The 18,768-nt window shown below is 73.1% G+C and carries 15 protein-coding genes; 5 read left to right on the top strand and 10 right to left on the bottom strand.

Translation table 11 applies throughout. From position 1 onward, the window contains the following. Positions 1–68: 68 nt before the first annotated feature. A complete protein-coding gene (locus tag ACYVKF_RS06725; protein WP_460966900.1) occupies positions 69–1,214 on the bottom strand; it encodes a carbohydrate kinase family protein in 1,146 nt (381 codons plus the stop codon). Positions 1,215–1,388: 174 nt separating this feature from the next. Between ACYVKF_RS06725 and ACYVKF_RS06730 the strand changes: the two genes are divergently transcribed. Both ACYVKF_RS06730 and ACYVKF_RS06735 read left to right on the top strand, forming a co-directional pair. Beyond that, complete coding sequence (locus tag ACYVKF_RS06730) at positions 1,389–2,192, top strand: DeoR/GlpR family DNA-binding transcription regulator (protein WP_056920409.1); 804 nt, start codon at positions 1,389–1,391, stop codon at positions 2,190–2,192. After that, positions 2,189–3,529 (top strand): 6-phospho-beta-glucosidase, encoded by a 1,341-nt coding sequence (locus ACYVKF_RS06735; protein ID WP_460965735.1) that lies wholly within the window; start codon positions 2,189–2,191, stop codon positions 3,527–3,529. Before ACYVKF_RS06730 ends, ACYVKF_RS06735 begins: the two co-directional genes overlap by 4 nt. Positions 3,530–3,675: 146 nt before the next feature. Here the strand turns inward: ACYVKF_RS06735 and hemB are convergent, their stop codons facing one another. The 6 genes from hemB to ACYVKF_RS06765 form a co-directional block, all read right to left on the bottom strand. Beyond that, a complete protein-coding gene (gene hemB / locus ACYVKF_RS06740; RefSeq protein WP_082580983.1) occupies positions 3,676–4,671 on the bottom strand; it encodes a porphobilinogen synthase in 996 nt (331 codons plus the stop codon). Between the two features lie 5 nt (positions 4,672–4,676). Continuing rightward, positions 4,677–6,302, bottom strand: coding sequence for a bifunctional uroporphyrinogen-III C-methyltransferase/uroporphyrinogen-III synthase (locus ACYVKF_RS06745; protein ID WP_056920407.1), 1,626 nt, complete (start codon positions 6,300–6,302; stop codon positions 4,677–4,679). Continuing rightward, positions 6,299–7,417 (bottom strand): hydroxymethylbilane synthase, encoded by a 1,119-nt coding sequence (hemC, locus tag ACYVKF_RS06750; protein WP_460965738.1) that lies wholly within the window; start codon positions 7,415–7,417, stop codon positions 6,299–6,301. Before hemC ends, ACYVKF_RS06745 begins: the two co-directional genes overlap by 4 nt. Continuing rightward, complete coding sequence (locus ACYVKF_RS06755; RefSeq protein WP_056915608.1) at positions 7,414–8,721, bottom strand: glutamyl-tRNA reductase; 1,308 nt, start codon at positions 8,719–8,721, stop codon at positions 7,414–7,416. Before ACYVKF_RS06755 ends, hemC begins: the two co-directional genes overlap by 4 nt. Continuing rightward, complete coding sequence (locus ACYVKF_RS06760) at positions 8,718–9,410, bottom strand: redox-sensing transcriptional repressor Rex (RefSeq protein ID WP_056915609.1); 693 nt, start codon at positions 9,408–9,410, stop codon at positions 8,718–8,720. Before ACYVKF_RS06760 ends, ACYVKF_RS06755 begins: the two co-directional genes overlap by 4 nt. A 158-nt stretch (positions 9,411–9,568) precedes the next feature. Further along, positions 9,569–9,838 (bottom strand): glutaredoxin family protein, encoded by a 270-nt coding sequence (locus ACYVKF_RS06765; protein WP_460965740.1) that lies wholly within the window; start codon positions 9,836–9,838, stop codon positions 9,569–9,571. A gap of 168 nt (positions 9,839–10,006) precedes the next feature. On the opposite strand from ACYVKF_RS06765, the gene ACYVKF_RS06770 reads away from it, so the two are divergent. Together ACYVKF_RS06770 and ACYVKF_RS06775 are read left to right on the top strand one after the other, a co-directional pair. Continuing rightward, a complete protein-coding gene (locus tag ACYVKF_RS06770) occupies positions 10,007–10,822 on the top strand; it encodes a sigma-70 family RNA polymerase sigma factor (RefSeq protein ID WP_460965742.1) in 816 nt (271 codons plus the stop codon). Between the two features lie 132 nt (positions 10,823–10,954). After that, the gene (locus ACYVKF_RS06775; protein WP_460965744.1) at positions 10,955–12,178 is read left to right on the top strand and encodes a hypothetical protein; all 1,224 of its coding nucleotides are present in this window, start codon (positions 10,955–10,957) and stop codon (positions 12,176–12,178) included. A gap of 105 nt (positions 12,179–12,283) precedes the next feature. Here ACYVKF_RS06775 and ACYVKF_RS06780 read toward each other — a convergent pair whose 3' ends face one another. From ACYVKF_RS06780 to ACYVKF_RS06790, 3 genes are all read right to left on the bottom strand, one after another. After that, positions 12,284–13,819: a lysophospholipid acyltransferase family protein gene (locus ACYVKF_RS06780; RefSeq protein WP_460965746.1), complete on the bottom strand. Its 1,536-nt coding sequence runs from the start codon at positions 13,817–13,819 to the stop codon at positions 12,284–12,286. Next, on the bottom strand, positions 13,819–14,868 hold the full coding sequence (locus ACYVKF_RS06785) for an NAD-dependent epimerase/dehydratase family protein (RefSeq protein ID WP_460965747.1): 1,050 nt from the start codon (positions 14,866–14,868) through the stop codon (positions 13,819–13,821). The genes ACYVKF_RS06780 and ACYVKF_RS06785 overlap by 1 nt, the downstream gene beginning before the upstream one ends. Before the next feature lie 248 nt (positions 14,869–15,116). Further along, the gene (locus ACYVKF_RS06790; protein ID WP_003792170.1) at positions 15,117–15,215 is read right to left on the bottom strand and encodes a 30S ribosomal protein bS22; all 99 of its coding nucleotides are present in this window, start codon (positions 15,213–15,215) and stop codon (positions 15,117–15,119) included. 244 nt (positions 15,216–15,459) lie between these two features. Between ACYVKF_RS06790 and ACYVKF_RS06795 the strand changes: the two genes are divergently transcribed. Next, entirely contained in the window at positions 15,460–18,708 is a 3,249-nt protein-coding gene (locus tag ACYVKF_RS06795) for a M36 family metallopeptidase (RefSeq protein WP_460965749.1), read from the top strand. The last annotated feature ends 60 nt before the right edge of the window (positions 18,709–18,768 follow it).

The following is an 18,768-nucleotide window of genomic DNA, read 5'->3' on the forward strand; positions in this document are numbered from 1 at the left end:
CGTTCTCCTTGATGGGTATGGCGCAGGGCCGGCGGTGCTGGAGGTGTGCGGTGCGGGGGTCGGGCGGCTCACGGGTAGCCCTCGACGTCGACGTGGCGGGCGATCGTGGCGGTGGCGCGGCGACCTGCGCCGAGCGGGATGGTGGGGACGAGGTCGTCGAGGAAGCCGTACCGGCGCAGCAGCGACTGGTGGTAGGAGCTGGCGTCGCCCGACGCCCGTCGCTGGGTCCACCAGTCCGCGATGTCACCCCAGCCGGGGGCGGCCAGGCTGCCGCCGAACTGCTGCACCGACAACGAGGAGCAGAGGGCGGCGAACGCCAGGCGTTGCTGCAGCGGCCAGCCCGCGAGGGTGCCCAGGACGATCGAGGCGCCGAACACGTCACCCGCCCCGGTCGGGTCCATCGCCGGGACGCGCAGGGCCGGGACGACGGCCTCCTCGCCGGTGGCCGAGTCGATCGCGAGCGCGCCGGACTCGCCGTTCGTGACGACCGCGAGCGGCACGTGGTCGGCGAGGGCGTAGAGCGCCTCGTGCGGGGTGCTGGTGCGGGTGTAGGCCATCGCCTCGCCGGCGTTGGGCAGGAAGCCGTGGCAGACCGCGAGCTGGTCGAGGACCTCGCCCGACCAGCGCCCGGTGGGGTCCCAGCCGACGTCGGCGAAGACGAGCGAGCCGGCCGACTGCGCCTGCTGCACCCAGGTGGGCTCGGATGCGCCGATGAGCGGACGCTGCTCGGAGAGCTCGACCATGACGGCCCGGGTGGGCGGCGGTGTGCCGATGAGCTCGGCGGGGCCGAGGGGCGGGGCGTGCCCGTGGCTGACCATCCCGCGGTCGCGGTTGACCGCCATGGAGACGGTGACCGGCGAGTGCCAGCCCTCGAAGCGCTGCGACCGGCTCAGGTCGACGTGCTCGTTGTCGGCCAGGGTCTCCCAGCAGAAGTCCCCGTAGGCGTCGTCGCCGAAGGCGGCGGCCAGGGAGGTGCGCAGGCCGAGGCGACGCGCGGCGACGGCGAGGTTGGCGATCCCGCCGGGGCACGACCCCATACCGTCGGCCCACACCTCCTGGCCGTCCTCGGGGAGGGCGTCGAGCCCGGTGAAGATGATGTCGAGGAAGACCGTGCCCCAGATGAGGACGTCGAGCTCGGGGGTCCCGGGGGTGCGCAGGGCAGCGAGGGGGTCGTAGACCTGCTCCTCGTGCGCGGCCGCCGTGTCGTCGGGCACGGGGGGCGCGTCGGACGGCGGGTGGGGCACCTGGTCGGGCACCTGCGGGCTCCTGTTCGTCGGTGGGCCTGCTGGCCAGAATGCCCTGTTGGTCCGGCCTAGACAAGCAAGAACGATCACAATTCTTCAGCGTTGTGCATATCGCTGCGCGGAAGTGATTGTTATGTTGCCTCCATGCGGGTCACCCGGCAACGCTCGATCGTCGAGCGGCTGCACTCCCACGGCCTTGCCTCCACCGAGGAGCTGGCCGCGCTCTGCGACGTCAGCCTGGCCACGGTCCGCCGCGACCTCATCGAGCTCGAGACGGCGGGTGCGCTGCGCCGGGTCCACGGCGGGGCGGTGCTCGACACGGCGGACGGCCGGGGCGCCGGGGTCGGGACCGGCGACTCGCCGGAGACCGACGCCGACGCGGTGCGCGGGTTCGCCGAGGTGGCCGCGAGCGACGCCGACGACAAGCGGGCCGTGGCGGTCCGGGCCGCGGCGATGGTCGCCGACGGCGACTGCGTGATCCTGGACATCGGCACGACGACGATGATGCTGGCCCGCGAGCTGCGCGGCCGCCCCGTCACCGTCGTGACCGCCAGCCTCGCGGTGCTCGACGTGCTGCGCGACGACCCGGCGGTCGAGCTGGTCCTGCTCGGCGGGATCGTCCGCCGGACCTACCACTCGCTCGTCGGCACCCTCACCGAGGACGCCCTGCGCCAGGTGCGGGCCACCTGCGCCTTCCTCGGTGCGAGCGGGGTCGCCACCGACGGCACGGTGCTCGACACCACCCTCGTCGAGGTGCCGGTCAAGCGGACCCTGCTCGCGACCTCGCAGCGGTCGGTGCTGCTCGTCGACCGCCACAAGTTCCCCGGCACCGGAGCGCTGCGGGTCTGCGGACTCGACGAGTTCGATGCCGTCATCACCACCACCGGGGCCCACGGCCCCACCCTCGACGCCGCTCGCGCGGCAGGCACGGAGGTCCACGTCGTATGAGGCTCGCGATCCTGGGTGGCGGGGGGTTCCGGACGCCGCTGGTCTACGGGGCCCTGCTCACCGACCACCACGAGCAGCGGGTCGACGAGGTCCGCCTGCACGACGTCGACGAGTCACGGCTCGAGGCGATCGGCCGCGTCCTGACCCAGATGGGCGCCGCGCACGAGGACCCGCCGTCGGTGCTCACGACGACCGATCTCGACGAGGCCCTGGAGGGCGCCGATTTCGTCTTCTCGGCCATCCGCGTCGGCGGCCTCGAGGGGCGCACCCAGGACGAGCGCGTCGCCCTCGAGCTCGGCCTGCTCGGGCAGGAGACGACCGGGCCCGGCGGGCTGTCGTTCGGGCTGCGCACCCTCCCGGTCGCGCGGCACGTCGCCGAACGCGTTCGCGCGGTCGCCCCGGACGCCTGGGTCATCAACTTCACCAACCCCGCCGGCATGATCACCGAGGCGATGCAGCAGGTCCTCGGGGACCGGGTCGTCGGCATCTGCGACTCCCCCATCGGCCTCGGCCGGCGGGCGGCCGCGACCCTCGGGCTCGACCCGCTCACGACGAGCGTCGACTACGTCGGGCTCAACCACCTCGGCTGGCTGCGGGGCGTGCACTCCGGCGGCGAGGACGTCCTGCCCCGGCTCCTCGCCGACGACCGGCTGCTCGGCTCCATGGAGGAGGGGCAGCTCTTCGGCCTCGACTGGATCCGCACCCTGGGCGCCATACCGAACGAGTACCTCTACTACTACTACTTCAACCGTGACGCGGTGGCCTCGATCCGGGCCGCGGACCAGACCCGCGGCGAGTACCTCCTGGACCAGCAGCGTGGCTTCTACGCGTCGATGGCCGCCTCACCCCCCGACGCCCTCGGCGAGTGGGACCGCGTCCGCATGGAGCGCAACGCCACCTACATGAAGGAGGCCAGGGACGAGGGCGAGGAGCGGGACGAGCACGACGTCCAGGGGGGTGGCTACGAAGGCGTCGCCCTCGCGATCATGGCGGCGATCTCCCGCGGCGAGCCCGCCTCGCTGATCCTCAACGTCGGCAACCGCGGAGCCGTCCCCGGCGTGCCCGAGGACGCGGTGGTCGAGGTGCCGTGCACGGTCGACTCCGACGGGCCGCGGCCGCTGCCGGTCAGCCCCCTGACACCGCACCAGCTCGGCTTGGTGCTGCAGGTCAAGGGGGTGGAGCGCCTCACCATCTCCGCGTCGGCCACCGGCGACGAGCGCCAGGCCGTGGAGGCGTTCGCCCTGCACCCGCTGGTCGACTCGGTCACCGTCGCCCGCGAGCTCCTGCGCGGCTACCGCGCGCGGATCCCCGCCGTCGACGCGGTCTTCACCCGCTGACCGCTCACCCACGCGCGACCTCCCCCGGCCTCCGCCCCGCCTCCCCCACCCCGCGAGTTTGAAGCGGTGGCGACGCCCTGACGTCGCCACCGCTTCAAGCTCGCGGGGTCGTGGGGAGGGGTATGGCGCGGGGCGGCCGCTGCGGGTCAGTCTCGGAGCAGGGCGGCGGCGTCGAACGCGAAGTAGGTCAGGATGATCTGCGCGCCGGCGCGACGGATGCCGATGAGCGACTCCATCATCACCCGCTCACGATCGATCCAGCCGTTCTCGGCGGCAGCCACGATCTGGCTGTACTCGCCCGAGATCTGGTACGCCGCAACGGGAACCGGTGACATGGCAGCCGCCGCGGCGACGATGTCGAGGTGCGGCCCGGCCGGCTTGACCATGACGATGTCGGCGCCCTCGGCGATGTCGAGCTCGAGCTCGCGCAACGACTCCGTGGCGTTCGCGGGGTCCTGCTGGTAGGTCGCGCGGTCGCCCTGGAGCGAGGACTGCACGGCCTCGCGGAACGGCCCGTACAACCCGGAGGTGTACTTCGCCGAGTAGGCCAGGATGACCGTGTCGGTGAAGCCCTCCGCGTCGAGCGCGTCGCGGACGAACGCCACCTGGCCGTCCATCATCCCGGAGAGGCCGAGCACGGCTGCGCCGGCGCGGGCCTGCGCGAGGCCCATCGCGGCATACCGCTCGAGGGTCGCGTCGTTGTCCACGCGCCCGTCCGCGGTGAGGACACCGCAGTGGCCGTGGTCGGTGAACTCGTCGAGGCACAGGTCGGCCATGACGACGAGCCGGTCACCGACCGCGTCGGCGACGGCACGCAGGGCGATGTTGAGGATGCCCTCCGGGTCGTCCGCACCGGAGCCGGTGGCGTCCTTGTGCTCCGGCACCCCGAACAGCATCAGGCCACCGAGACCCGCCTCGACGGCGCGGTGCGCCTCGGCGACCAGGGACTCGACGGTGTGCTGGACGACCCCGGGCATGGCCGAGATCGCGACCGGCTCGGTGATCCCCTCGCGGACGAACACCGGCAGCACCAGCTCGGCCGGGTGCAGGCGGGTCTCGGCGACCAGCCGGCGCACGGCCGGGGACTGCCGCAGCCTGCGGGGCCGGAGGACCGGTCCCGCAGGCAGACGCGCGTCGGTCACGTCGGTCACTTCGCCCGACGACGCGACGAGGCCTTCTTGGCGCTCGGTCGCACCACGTCCTCACCGGCCTCGGCCGCAGCAGCAGCCAGGCCCAGCCCGTAGTCGGCCAGCGCGTCGACGAGGGAGTCGGAGGACGCCTCGGGGGCGAGGACGTCGACCCGCAGGCCGTGCTCCTCCGCCGCCTTGGCGGTCGCCGGCCCGATGCAGGCGATGACGGTCGACGGGTGCGGCTTGCCGGCGATGCCGACGAGGTTGCGCACCGTCGAGGACGACGTGAAGACGGCGGCGTCGAACTGGCCGCCCTTGATGGCCTCACGGATCTCAGCGGCGGGCGGAGCGGCACGGACGGTGCGGTAGGCCGTGACGTCGTCGACCTCCCAACCCATCTCGACCAGTCCGGCGACGAGGGTGTCGGTGGCGATGTCGGCGCGGGGCAGGAAGACCCGGTTGATCGGGTCGAGCACCTCGTCGAAGGGGGGCCAGTCGGCGAGCAGGCCGTTGGCGGACTTCTCCCCCGACGGCACCAGGTCGGCGACGATGCCCCACTCGCGCAGCGCCTCGGCGGTGACCCCGCCGACGGCCGCGACCTTGAGCCCGGCGAAGGCGCGGGCGTCGAGCCCGAACTCCTCGAACTTCTCGCGGACGGCCTTGACGGCGTTGACCGAGGTGAAGCCGATCCACTCGTAGCGACCGGTGACCAGGCCCTTCACCGCGCGCTCCATCTGCTGGGGCGTGCGTGGCGGCTCGACGCTGATCGTCGGGACGACCTCGGCGGTGGCGCCGTAGGACTCGAGGCGGGAGATGGTCGAGCCGGACTGCTCCTTGGTCCGCGGGACCAGGACGTTCCAGCCGAACAGCGGCTTGGTCTCGAACCACGACAGCTGCTCGCGCAGGGCGACGGTTGAGCCGACGACGGCCAGGGCCGGGAACTCCACGGTCTTCATGACCTTGGCGACCTCACCGAGCGTGGTGACCCGGGTCGACTGGCGGATCGTCGTACCGCGCTCGGTCAGGGCGACGGGGCACGACTCGGACCGGCCGGCGGCCAGCAGCTTGGCCAGTGCGCCGGTGAGGTCGTCGGGCGCGCCGAGCAGCACCACGGTGACCGACTCGGTCGCCGAGGCGGACCAGTCGACGCTCCGGTCGTTCGCCGCGATCACGTGCACGGCCGGCGAGCTGCTCGAGGTGAGCGGGATGCCGGCGTAGGCCGGGACCGCGGAGACGGCGCTGACACCGGGGACGACGTCGAAGCCGATGCCGGCCTTCTGGCAGGCCAGCGCCTCCTCGGCGAGGCCGTTGAAGGTGGCCGGGTCGCCGTCCATGAGGCGGACGACGAGCCCGCCGTGGGCGGCCTTGGCCGCCTTGACGACGAGCTTGGCACGCATCGCGTGCGTCAGCGGCTGGCCGTGGTCGCCGTGACCGGCGTCGACGACCTCGACGTCCGCACGGCAGTGACGGGCGACGACGTCCTCGCGGGCGACCTGGTCGATGACGACGACGTCGGCCTTGGCGAGGAACTCGATCGAGCGGACGGTCATCAGGCCGGCGTCACCCGGGCCGGCGCCGACGAAGGCGACACGACCCGGCTGGCGGGTGGGCTTGGTGGTGGGCTGGGTGCGCGTGGGGCTCACGTGGCACGCTCCGTGCTGTCGTTTTCTGGGCGGCGGTCGGGGGCGGCGAGCGGAGTAGCTCCGTTCGCCCCGGGTGGGTCGGGGGGCTGGCCGGGGCCGGACGGGCGGTCGCCCGTCGGGTCCGGGCCCCCGGTGTCAGCCGGTGGTCGTTCCTCGGGCCCGCGCAGCACGTCGGCACCGTCCTCGAGGAGGACCTCGGCGAGGCGGTGTCCGAGCGCGGCGGCGTCGTCGACGGGGCCGACGACGGAGCGACGGAGGTCGACCGAGCCGTCGACCGCGCCGACGAACGCGCGCAGCGACAGCTCGAGGCCGTCCTCACCCTCGACGACCTCGGCGAGCGCGCCGATCGGGGCGGAGCACCCCGCCTCGAGCCGGGCCAGCACGGCCCGCTCGGCGGTCACGCAGGCGCGGGTGTCGGCGTGGTCCAGGACGGCCAGGGCCGAGCGCGTGGCGTCGTCGTCCTCACGGCACTCGACCGCCAGCGCGCCCTGACCGGGCGCGGGCAGCATCTGCAGCGGGTCGATCGACTCGGTCACCTCGTCCAACCGGCCCAGCCGGGCCAGGCCGGCGCGCGCGAGCACCACGGCGTCGAGGGCACCGTCGTGCACCATGGCGATGCGGGTGTCGACGTTGCCGCGGATGTCCTTGAAGGACAGGCCCATCCCGAGGGCGGCCAGCTGCGCGACCCGGCGCGGGGAGCCGGTGCCGACGACGGCGCCCTCCCCCAGCTCGCCGAGGGTGCGGCCCTCCGAGGCGACGAGGACGTCGCGCGGGTCCTCGCGGACCGGGACGGCGGCGATGGTCAGGCCCGGCTCGGGGGCGGTGGGCAGGTCCTTGAGCGAGTGGACGGCGAAGTCGACCTCGCCGGCCAGCAGGGCGCGGCGCAGCGCCGCGGCGAAGACGCCCGTCCCGCCCAGTGTCGAGAGCGACGCGGTCGAGGTGTCGCCCTCGGTGACGATGGTGACGAGGTCGACCGTGTGGCCCAGGGCGCGCAACCGGTCGGCGACCCACGACGACTGCGTCGTCGCGAGCGCGCTGCGCCGGGTGCCGAGACGCAGCGTGAGCGGGCGGGTGGCCGGCTGGGAGCCGGTCGCGTATGCGGTCGTGGAGCTCACGGCATACCTCCCCGCTCGGGCGGCACGGACATCGTGGCGGCCTCGCCGGGGCGCAGGTCGAACAGCTCGCGCAGGGCCTGGGCGTACCCGTCGCCATGACCGCCCACGGCGAGCTCCTTCACGCGGACGGTGGGGGTGTGCAGAAGCTTCTCGACGATGCGGTGCACCGCGAGCTGGACCTCGGCCCGCTCGGTGTCGTCGAGGTCGGGAAGGCGCTGGTCGAGGCGCGAGAGCTCACCGGCGACGACGTCGGCGGCGTGCGAGCGCAGGGCAGCCACCGTCGGGGCCACGGTCTCCGCCGCACGGGAGGTGAGGTACGCCGCGACCTCGCCGATCACGAGGTCGGCCACCTGTTGCACCTCGCTCGAGGTCTCGCCGCCGGACAGGTCGGCACCGAGGGAGGCGAGCCCGGCCAGGGTCACACCGTTGAGGGAGTCGACCTCGGGGGCGACGTCGTGCGGCAGGGCCAGGTCGACGTACGCCTGGGGACGACCGGCACGCAGCACCTGGGCGTCGGCGGCACCGGCGAGGTCGACGACTACCCCGGTGGAGCCGGTGCAGGAGATGACCACGTCGGCGCCGGCGAGGGCGCGGTGGAGCTCGTCCAGGGGACGCGCCTTCGCCCCGGTGCGCTCGGCCAGCCGCGTGGCCTTGGACAGCGTGCGGTTGACGATGGTGAGGGAACGCACGCCGCGCCGGGCCACCGTGGTCGCCGCGAGCGAGCTCATGCCGCCCGCGCCGACGACGAGCACGTCGAGGCCCCCGAGCGAACCCAGCTCACGCTCGGCGCGGGCCAGCCCGGCCTCGACGAGCGAGACGCTGACCGAGTCGATCCCGGTCTCGGTGTGTGCCCGCTTGCCCACCCGCAGCGCCTGCTGGAAGAGGGTGTTCAGGGACGGCCCGGCGTGCCCGGCGCGCTGGGCCTCGCGCAGCGACGTGCGCATCTGGCCGAGGATCTGCGCCTCGCCGACCGCCATCGAGTCCAGGCCGCAGGCGACCGTGAAGGCGTGGGCGATGGCCCGGTCCTCGTAGTGGACGTAGAGGTGTTCGCGCAGCTCGTCGCGCGACACCCCGGTCACCTCGGTGAGGGCGTCGGTGAGGTCCGTGACGGCGCCGTGGAAGGTGAGCGACTCGGCATACACCTCGGTGCGGTTGCACGTGGACACCACGGTGACCTCGGAGAGGTTGTCGCGGGCGAAGAGGTTGGCCGCCAGGGCGGAGCGCCCGTCGGCGTCGAGGGACATCGACTCGAGGAGGCTCAGCGGTGCGGTGTGGTGGGACAGGCCCAGGATGACCAGGCTCATCGCGACACCGCCTCGGCCACGGCGTCGAGGGCCCCCTGGGCTGCCAGCGACTTGCGCTGCTCGTGGAAGGCGAGGATCTGCAGCTCGGTCGAGAGGTCGACCTTGCGGACGTCGACGCCCTCGGGCACGACGAGCACGCACGGTGCGAAGTTGAGGATCGAGCGGACCCCGGCAGCGACGAGCTGGTCACACACGGACTGGGCCGACGCGGCCGGGGTCGCGATGACCCCGATGGCCAGGCCCTGGTCGGTGACCAGTGACGGGAGGGCCTCCATCGGCTGCACCGGGAGGCCGGCGATCTCCTGCTCGTGCAGGACGGTGTCCTGGTCGAGCAGGGCGACGACGCGGAACCCCCGCGTGGCGAACCCGCTGTAGGCCGCGAGCGCGTGCCCGAGGTTGCCCATCCCCACGATGGCCACGGGCCAGTCCTGGGTGAGTCCGAGCTCGCGGGAGATCTGGTAGGCGAGGTGGTCCACCTCGTAGCCGACCCCGCGGACGCCGTAGGACCCCAGGTGCGACAGGTCCTTGCGCAGCTTGGCGCTGCGGACCCCCGCGGCAGCCGCGAGCTCCTCGGAGGACACGGACGTGATGCCGCGTTCGGCGAACCCCGTCAGGGCGCGCAGGTACTCCGGCAACCGTGCCACCGTGGCGTCGGGTATGCCCCGACGAGCGCTCGGGTCGGCAGACAACGTCTTCTCCGGCTCCTTCAGTTCATGCAAGGTCCGCACCTGGCTGACGCGGGCTGCGAACCGAGATTACGCCTTTGTGAACCGATGCACAAAGTCACAAGCAGCCGTCTCACGCGCCGCGTGAGCCACGTCACCACGGGCCCTCACGGCACCCTCGCTCAGGGCTGCAGGGCGGCGCGCAGCCGGGTCTCGTCGACCCGCCAGTAGTCGTGCTGCCGCCCGTCGACGAACGTCACCGGGATCTGCTCGCCGTACTGCTCCATCAGGGCCGGGTCGTCCAGCACCGAGTCCTCGCGCCACCCCACCCCCAGGTCGGCGGCGACCCTGGCGACCACGGCCCGGGCGTCGTCGCACAGGTGGCAGCCGGGCTTGCCGAGGAGTCGGATCCGCGGCGCGACGGCCCCGTCGGTCTCTGCGTGGTCGGGCACGTGACCAGCGTATGCCGCGTGCCGGGGTTCCGGTCGACGCGAGGGTTACCCGTCGGTACGTGAGTTGCCCTGCGACGGGCTCCGGGTGCGTCCGGGTGTGGTGGAGGTCTCCTGACAAACGCCGTGATTTCGGCAAAACTGTCCGGTCAGGAGGTTCCCCCTATCTGGATGCGCCCACGTCGCCGTGCCGCGGACCCGTTCGCGGGGCTGCGCGCTGCCCTGGGCACGGACCCGTTCGGCGGCCTCGTCCCGGCCGCGGCAGGGGTCGGACTGGCCGGACACGGCATGGGCCCGGCGACGCAGCGGTTCCTCGACCAGCTCCGGGTCGCCCTCAGCGTCGCCGGTGGCGAGACCCTCGACGGCTCGGGTGGTGGCCGCGGGGAGGACTCCGGTCCGGCGGCGCGCGCCGGGTTCGGTCCGGGCGAGGCGCCCCAGGACTTCGAGCGGATCAGCGCCCTCGTCGAGCTGGCCCAGCGCGGCGATGCCGAGGCGTTCGGGATGCTCTACGAGCGCTACGTCGACGTGGTCTACCGCTACGTCTACGTCCGCGTCGGGGGCCAGCAGCTCGCCGAGGACATCACCTCGGAGACGTTCCTGCGGGCCCTGCGCAGGATGGACTCCTTCTCTTGGCAGGGCCGTGACATCGCGGCCTGGTTCATCACCATCGCCCGCAACCTCATCACCGACAACGCCAAGTCGGCCCGCTTCCGCATGGAGGTGACCACGGCCGACATGCTCGACGCCGACCGGCGCGTGGACGCCCCCGACCAGGAGGTGCTCGACCGGCTCCGTGACGAGCGCCTGCTCACCGCCGTCAAGAACCTCAAGCCGGAGCAGGCCGAGTGCGTCGTGCTGCGCTTCCTCCAGGGGCTCACCCTCGCAGAGACCGCCAAGGTCCTCGGGAAGTCCGAGGGGGCGGTCAAGCAGCTCCAGCTGCGGGCCGTCCGTTCGCTGCACCGGGAGCTCGCCGATGTCGCGCTCTGAGCGGTCGATGACGCCCGGGCCCGGCCCCGTGCGGTCCGCCCGGTTCGCACGGGTTTCCCTGCGTAACTTCCGCCCCTCCGCGTCGTTCTCAGCACGTAAGACCGCGACCGAGCTGGGGAGGGAGGTGTCGGCATGGCAGTCCTGAACCGTTCGGCAGATCGTTTCCAGCGTGCGCTCGAGGGAGAGCACCCCGACGACCCGCGCGTTCGCGCCCTCCTCGAGACCAGCCACCAGCTGCTGTCGGTCGGCGCCGTCGCTCCCGGGCCCGACGCCGAGTTCGTCGCCGCCCTGCGCGAGCGCCTCATGGTCGAGGCGCGGTCCCTGCCCGCCCCCACGCCGGCCGCGGCCCGCGCCGCGACGGCGCGAAGGGCCGCCGCCCGCACCGCCCCCGTCGTGGTCGTCGTCGGTCGCGGGCTGCCGCGGGCCCTGGTCGGCGCCGCGGCCTCCGCCCTCCTGGTCGGTGGCATCGTCGGCGTCGCATCGCGCTCGGCCGTGCCCGGCGAGTCCCTGTACCCGGTGAAGGGCTGGCTCGACGGGGTGGCCGTCCGACTGGCGACCAGCGACTTCCAGCGCGGGACGACGTACCTCGGACAGGCCCAGGAGCACATCTCCGACAGCCGAGACCTGGCTGCTCGCACCGACCCCGACGTCGGCGACATCAACACCGCCCTGTCCGCTGCCGCCGACTCGGTGCAGGCCGGCCAGCGGGCCCTCGACCGCGACTACGCCGCCACCGGCAACCCGCAGGCGCTGCTCGCCCAGCGCGACTTCACCGACCGGGCGCTGCCGCAGGTCGACGCGCTCCGCGACGAGGTCCCGCTCGGCTCCCGCGCGTCGCTCGACCGGCTCGAGGCGCTGCTGCGGGACTCCCAGGTGGCCACCGCCAGGCGCATCGCCGCCTGCGGCGGGCACTGTGGTGAGGTGCTGCGGACCAGCCTCCAGCCGTCGTCCCTGCCGAACGTCACCAGCACCGCGAGCTCCACGTCCGGCCCGGTCCGCTCGGGTTCGTCGAGCTCCCCGGCGACCGCCGGTGGCGGCGGCATCACCGTCCCCGACGCCCCGGTCACCGGCGGCGCAGGTGGCGCAGGTGGCGTCGGCGGCAACGGGCCGGCTCCCGGCGCGACCGCGGGCACGGGCGGGGCAACCATCGGTGGCGGCGGCGTCGGGGCCACCCTGTCGACCCGTGGCGCGACCGCGACCCTGCCCACGATCAGCGCGACCCTCCCCCTGCCGTCCGCGACGGTGACGGTCCCGCTCCCCTCGGCCACGGTCGGGACCGGCGGCATCACCGCGACGGTCCCGGGGTCGACGCTCGGCCCGGTGACGCTCCCCGGGTCGACGATCAAGCTCCCCTGACCCGCTGACCCGCTGACCCCCTGGGCGCGGCTGCACGGCCGCCACTGTCGCGACGCCACGCACCTTCTCGCGCACGCTCTGCAGGCCCCTCCCGGGGGCAGTCGGTCAGAAGAAGACCGAGCGGCGCTGCATGAGCAGCGAGTACAGCGTCTGCTGGATCGTCTCGCGCACCTGGTCGGTGAGGTCGAACACGAGCATGGGGTCGTCGGCCGCACCCGGTCCGAGGTCGGCGGTCTCCACCGGGCGCCCGAACTCGATGATCCACTTGCTGGGCAGCGGGATCAGCCCCAGCGGACCCAGCAGCGGCCACGTCGGCGTGATCGGCGCGTAGGGGGCGCCGAAGAGCCGGGCCACGGCCTTCATGTTGCCGATGATCGGGTAGATCTCCTCGGCCCCGACGATGGAGCACGGGATGATCGGCGCACCGGTGCGCAGCGCCGCCGAGACGAACCCGCCACGGCCGAAGCGCTGCAGCTTGTAGCGCTCGCTGAACGGCTTTCCGACCCCCTTGAAGCCTTCGGGCCAGACGCCGCACAGCTCGCCGTTGGACAGCAGCCGCTCCGCGTCGGGGTTCGCCGCGAGGGTCGACCCCGACTTCCTGGCGACCTGCCCGACGACGGGCGTCTGGAACACCAGGTCGGCGCCGAGCATGCGCAGGTGGCGGTGGGCCGGGTGCTCGTCGTGGACGGCGACCTGCGTCATCAGTGAGTCCATCGCGATGGTGCCCGAGTGGTTCGCGACCACGAGGCCGCCACCGGTCGCCGGGATGTTCTCGATGCCGCGCACCTCGACCCGGAACCACGACCGGTAGAGCGGGCGCAGCACGGGCAGGTAGAAGTGGCGGGTGAAGTCCTCGTCGAAACCGAACTCGTCCACCGCGTAGTCGCCGGTGATCCGCCGGCGCAGGTAGGACAGCATTGCGGCGAGGTGCCGCTCGACGTCATCGGGCGAGACCCCGGCGGCCTCGGCCGCCACCCGGATCGCGGCGATGCCGGCCGTGAGCAGCTCCTCCACCCCGGGCGCGATGCTGCGGGAGGTGCGGTCGGGGGTCGGCACGACGAGCTCCGGGGGCAGCACGACCTCGTCGGGCACGGCCTTGAGCACCCGGGTCGGGCGGGTCGCGCTGGACGCTGCCGACTTCTTGGCGGTCCGCGCCCTGACCGGTCGTCCGGTGCGGGCCCCGGACCGCGCCACCGCCTTGCGGCTCGGGACGGCCTTGGCGACCGGACGCGGCCGGTGCTTGCTCGCGCTCGACGCGGTCGCGGTGGCCCTGGCGGGAGCCGTCGGCGCGCTCGCGGTCGCGGGTGCGGGTGCGGGTGTCACCGCCGTCTCGGGGGCGGTGGTGCGGGTCGTTGCAGCGGGCGCCTGGATCAGGGGGGTGCTGCGGCGGCGCGCGCGCTCGCCCGAGGCACGAGCCGCCCCGGCGGCCAGGGCACCCCGGCGGGGCGCCGCCGTCTTCGCGGCGGACCTCGTGGACGCCGACGACCTCTTGGCGGCCGCGGACTTCGTGGTCGTGGACTTCCTGGCCGCGGACTTCCCGGCCGTCGTCTTCGCGGCGGACCTCGTGGTCGCCGCCGACCGCTTCGCGGCCGTGGTCCGCGTCGCCGCGGTGGCCTTCTTCGTGGGCTCGCTGGTCGCCATCAGTCGTTCCTCCCTGCCGCCCACACGTGACCGATCGCCGTCGCGGCAGAACCGGCCACACCGGACACGGCCGCCCCCAGGGCCGCCCCCCCGGGCAGGGCCGAGCCGATGCCGCGGACGTAGTCGGCAAAGGCCTCACGGGTGGTGAACGCGGGTTCGAACCCCAACACCTCGCGCATCCGGCGGGTGTCCAGACCTCGACCGTAGGCGAGGAACTGGATCTGGTCGCTGCTGAAGTCGGCCAGGCCCGAGCGCTTGACCAGGAGGCCGAACACCCCGGCAGCCGGCATCGGCACGGGGAGCACGGGACGCCCCGCCATGCCTGCCGCCTGCGTGACGGTGATGATGCCGTCGCCCGAGATGTTCGTGATGCCGGCGGCCGGGCCGGTCGTGGCCAGCAGCAGGGCGCCGACGGCGTCACGCTCGTGGACGAACTGCAGGCGCGCGTCATACCCGAACGGCACCGGCACGACGGGCAGGGCGAAGTAGTCGGTCAGGGAGGTGCGGATGCCAGGGCCGATGATGTTGGCGAACCGCGGCATGGAGATCTCGACGTCGGGCCGGCGCCGCGAGAACCCGCGCACGTACCCCTCGACCTCGACCGAGTCCTTGCCGAAACCGGCCCGGGGCAACGCCTTCGGGCCCATGTCCTCGGTGAACATCGCGGGGTCACGGGGGCTCGAACCGTAGACGGCTGCGGACGACTTCACGACGAGCCGGCGGATGCTCGGCGCCTTCTGGCACGCAGCGAGCAGCTGCATGGTGCCGATGACGTTGATCTCCTTCTGGGAGGTCCGTCCGCCGGCGTGCGTGGGCGTCGCGATGACGTTCATGTGGACGACGGTGTCGACCTCGGACTGCGCGATGATCTTGCCGATCATCGGGTTGCGGATGTCGGCCCGCACGAACTCCGCCCGACCGATGTCGTGCGGGGGCGGGATGACGTCGACGCCGATGACCCGGGAGACCGACGGGTCCTGGGTGAGCTGCCGGGCGAACTGGCCGCCGAGGTAGCGGGAGACGCCGGTCACGAGGACGACATCAGCCATGGCCACCTCCCCTGGATCTCGCAGTCACGAACTGGTGCGGTCACGAGCCGTCCCACTCCTCGCAGCCGATGCCACCCTATCCAGCCGGGCCCGTCCGTCGAGGGGTGCGTCCTCGTCGTGGACGCGGCGCTCGTCACACTCGGGGCGCCGCGAGGGGGCGTGGGCCCGCGGACCACCCGGCCCCCCGGCCGCGGACCGGACGGCGCGTCCGGGCAGAGCAAAGGCCCCCGCGCTGCGGGGGCCTTCGATCACTTCTTGTTGCGACGCTGGTGGCGGGTCTTGCGAAGCAGCTTGCGGTGCTTCTTCTTCGCCATCCGCTTGCGGCGCTTCTTGATGACAGAGCCCATGAGTGTCCTTGCGGTCGTGGTGTGTTGCCGGACGGGGCAACGAACCAACGCACCACGCCGAACAGTGGTGGCCACTCTAGCGGCCCGACACGTCCCACCCAAACTCGCCCTCTGCGCGACCCGTGGCGGGGATCCGACGCGACCACGACGGCAGTCCGCCACGCAGGCCGAGTAACCCCACGTCAGGGGCCTCGTTGACAGGGCGACCGGGTCACAGAGGACCCGCCCGTCCGCAGGAGATCCCGTGAAGACGTCCCGCACGCACTCGATCGCCATGGGGGTGTGCCTGCTGACCGCGGCCGCCACCGCCCTCCCCCTCTCCTCCGCGGCGGGCGCCCCCGCCGCCGTCCCCGACGCCGTCGGCTCGCCGACGCTGCCGGCACTCGGCGACACCGTCGACGCGCTCGCCAGGACGCTCGACACCCGGGCCGTGGCCCGTCCCGTCGTCCCGACCACCGCCGCGAAGAACGCGTTGAGCGCGATGCTCGCCCGCAGCGGCGCCGGTGCGCGTGCGACCTGGGACGAACGCTTCGGGACCCTGCGGTCCCTGCGCGGGTCGCAGCCGCTGACGGCGCCCGCCACCGGGTCCGCCGTCGCCGTGGCCCGCGGCTGGGTGCGGTCCAACGCTCCGGCGTTCGGGCTCACCGCCGGCCAGGTCGACGGCCTCGCGGTCGTGCGCGACCACACGCTCCCCGGCACGGGGACGCACGTCGTGGACCTCGTGCAGACCACCGCCGGGGTGGCCGCCGCCCGGGGCGGTCGGCTCAACATCGCGGTCACCCAGGACGGTCGGGTCCTCTCGTATGCCGGTGACCCCACCCCCGGCGCGACCCTCACGGGCGGCTGGGTGCTGGGTGAGACCGGCGCCCTGCTGCGGACCGCCGGCGTCCTCGCACCCGGGACCGCCTTCACGCCGAAGGCGGACGGCAGGCAGGCCGGGTACACCACCTTCGCCCGGGGACCGTTTGGCGGCCCGTCGTACGTAAAGAAGGTCACGTTCGGCACCAAGGCTGGCCCCGTCGCGGCATACAAGGTGTACTTCCTCAAGAGCACGACGCAGGCCTGGGAGGTCGTCGTCGACGGCACCACGGGTCGGATCCTCTACCGCACCAGCGTCGTCCAGCACGCGGAGGACCCCCAGGGCACGGTGTACGACAACCACCCGGGGGCCGCGAAGGGCGGCACGCCCCGACAGCAGTCGTTCGGGCCGACGGCCCAGTCCCCCAAGGGCTGGGTGGACCCGACAGGACTCGTCGGCACCGGTGTGACGACGTACGGCAACAACGCCGACACCTACGCCAATTGGTCGAACTTCCTTGCGCCTGTTGACAATGCGCCCCGGCCGGTCGCTCCGACGGGCAACTTCAGCTACACCTACACGAACCAGTGGGCGGCGACCAAGGGCCAGACGACTCCCCCGTCGTACGCCCAGGACCTCAACCCCGCCGCGACCAACTTGTTCTTCCAGCACAACCGGATCCACGACGAGTACTACGCGCTCGGCTTCACCGAGACCGCGGGCAACTTCCAGCTCGACAACGGCAGCAACGGGGGCATGGGCGGCGATGCGATCCGCGGCCTCGTCCAGGCCGGCGCCGCCTCCGGTGGCAGCCCCACCTACACCGGTCGGGACAACGCCTACATGCTCACGCTCGACGACGGCATCCCGCCGTGGAGCGGGATGTTCCTCTGGGAGCCGATCGACGACGCGTTCGAGGGGCCCTACCGCGACGGCTCGTTCGACATGAGCGTCATCCAGCACGAGTACACCCACGGCCTGTCGACGCGGTACGTCGCGGGTGGCAGTGCGCTCGGTTCGCAGCAGGCCGGGTCGATGGGTGAGGGCTGGTCCGACTGGTACGCGCTCAACCACGGGTTCAACGCCGGCCTGCTCACCAAGCCGATCGTCGGCGACTACGTGACCGGCAACGCGACCCGCGGCATCCGCAACTGGAACTACGACCAGAACCCCACCACGTTCGGCGACATCGGCTACGACCTCACCGGGCCCGAGGTGCACGCCGACGGTGAGATCTGGACGGCCACGCTGTGGGACCTGCGCAAGGCCCTCGTGGCCCGCTACGGCGCGGCCAAGGGCGCGGACGTGGCGGCCCGGCTCGTGACCGACGGCATGCCGCTGACCGCACCGGACCCGTCCTTCCTCGACGCCCGCGACGGCATCCTGTCCGCCGACCTCGACCGCTTCCACGGCGCCAACACCGACCTCATCTGGTCGGTCTTCGCCAAGCGTGGCGCCGGCGCCTCGGCCAGGAGCATCACGGGCGACGACACCGACCCGACCCCCGGCTTCGACCACCCGGCCGCGGCGCGCAACGGCACGGTCGCCCTGACCGTCCTCAACGCCACGACCGGCAAGGCCGTCCCGAACGCCAAGGTCATCCTCGGTCGCTTCGAGGCGCGGGTGAGCCCGCTCGGCCGGACCGGCTCCACCGGCGGCTTCTCCGTCAAGGCCGTCGCCGGCACCTACCCGCTGACCCTCCAGGCCCCCGGGTTCGGCGTGCAGACGATCGACGGGTTCGCCGTCGCTGCGGGCAGGAACGCGGCCCGCACCATCAAGCTGGCCCCCAACCTCGCCTCCACCTCGGCGGGTGCCACGGTGGTGAGCGCGTCCAGCCAGGACGACGGTGCACCGGCGAAGTTCGCCTTCGACGACACCGCGGCGTCGGTCTGGGCGACCAAGGCGGGCACGACGCCGTACAACCAGGGACCGGACCAGCGGGTGACCGTGAAGCTCGCGGCTCCCGCCACGGTGAGCAGCGTGCGCGTCAGCGCGTTCAAGGCCACCAACGCCTCGCGGTTCAGCGCCCTCAAGGGCTTCACCGTGCAGACCTCGACCGACGGGGTCACCTGGACGACGGCCCGCACCGGTGCCTTCGCGTATGCCGCGCCGCGGCCCACGGCGCCCGACCTCAACTTCACGACGTTCGCGTTGTCGACGCCGGTGAAGGCGGGGTACGTGCGGTTCTTCGTCGACTCGGTGCAGGGCAACACCGCCACCCAGGCGCAGGTCGCCGACATCGAGGTGTTCGGGTCGGGGGCGGTCGTCCAGAACGGCTCGGTCACCCCTGACAAGCCCTTCACGGACTCCGGCACCATCACCGCCCCGAACCCCGCCGCGGGTGACGCCACCGGGCTGCAGAACGTCTTCGGGGTCACGGGCACGGAGATGAACACCGCCTGCACGTTCCCGCCGGCCAGCCAGGGGGTGGACGGCTGGGTGAGCAAGTTCCCGGCCGGGTTCTCCGACGGGCTGCACTCGGTGTCGGTCAAGGGCACGAGCGACGCGGACGCCACGGTCGGGCACGACCTCGACCTGTACTTCCTCGACAGCTCCTGCCAGCCCACCGGGTCGGTCGCGACCGCGGCCGGCGACGAGTCGGCGGTCATCCCACCCGGCTCGGTCTACCTGGTGACGCAGCTCTACACCGGCGCGAACGTCAAGGTGGCGGTCACCGCGGTCGACAACCGCTGACGGGGCGTCCCTGCGGGGCGGCGACCTGGCGGCCGCGACGCACAGCGAGGGGGGACCGGG

Source organism: Pedococcus soli (genome assembly GCF_054782575.1).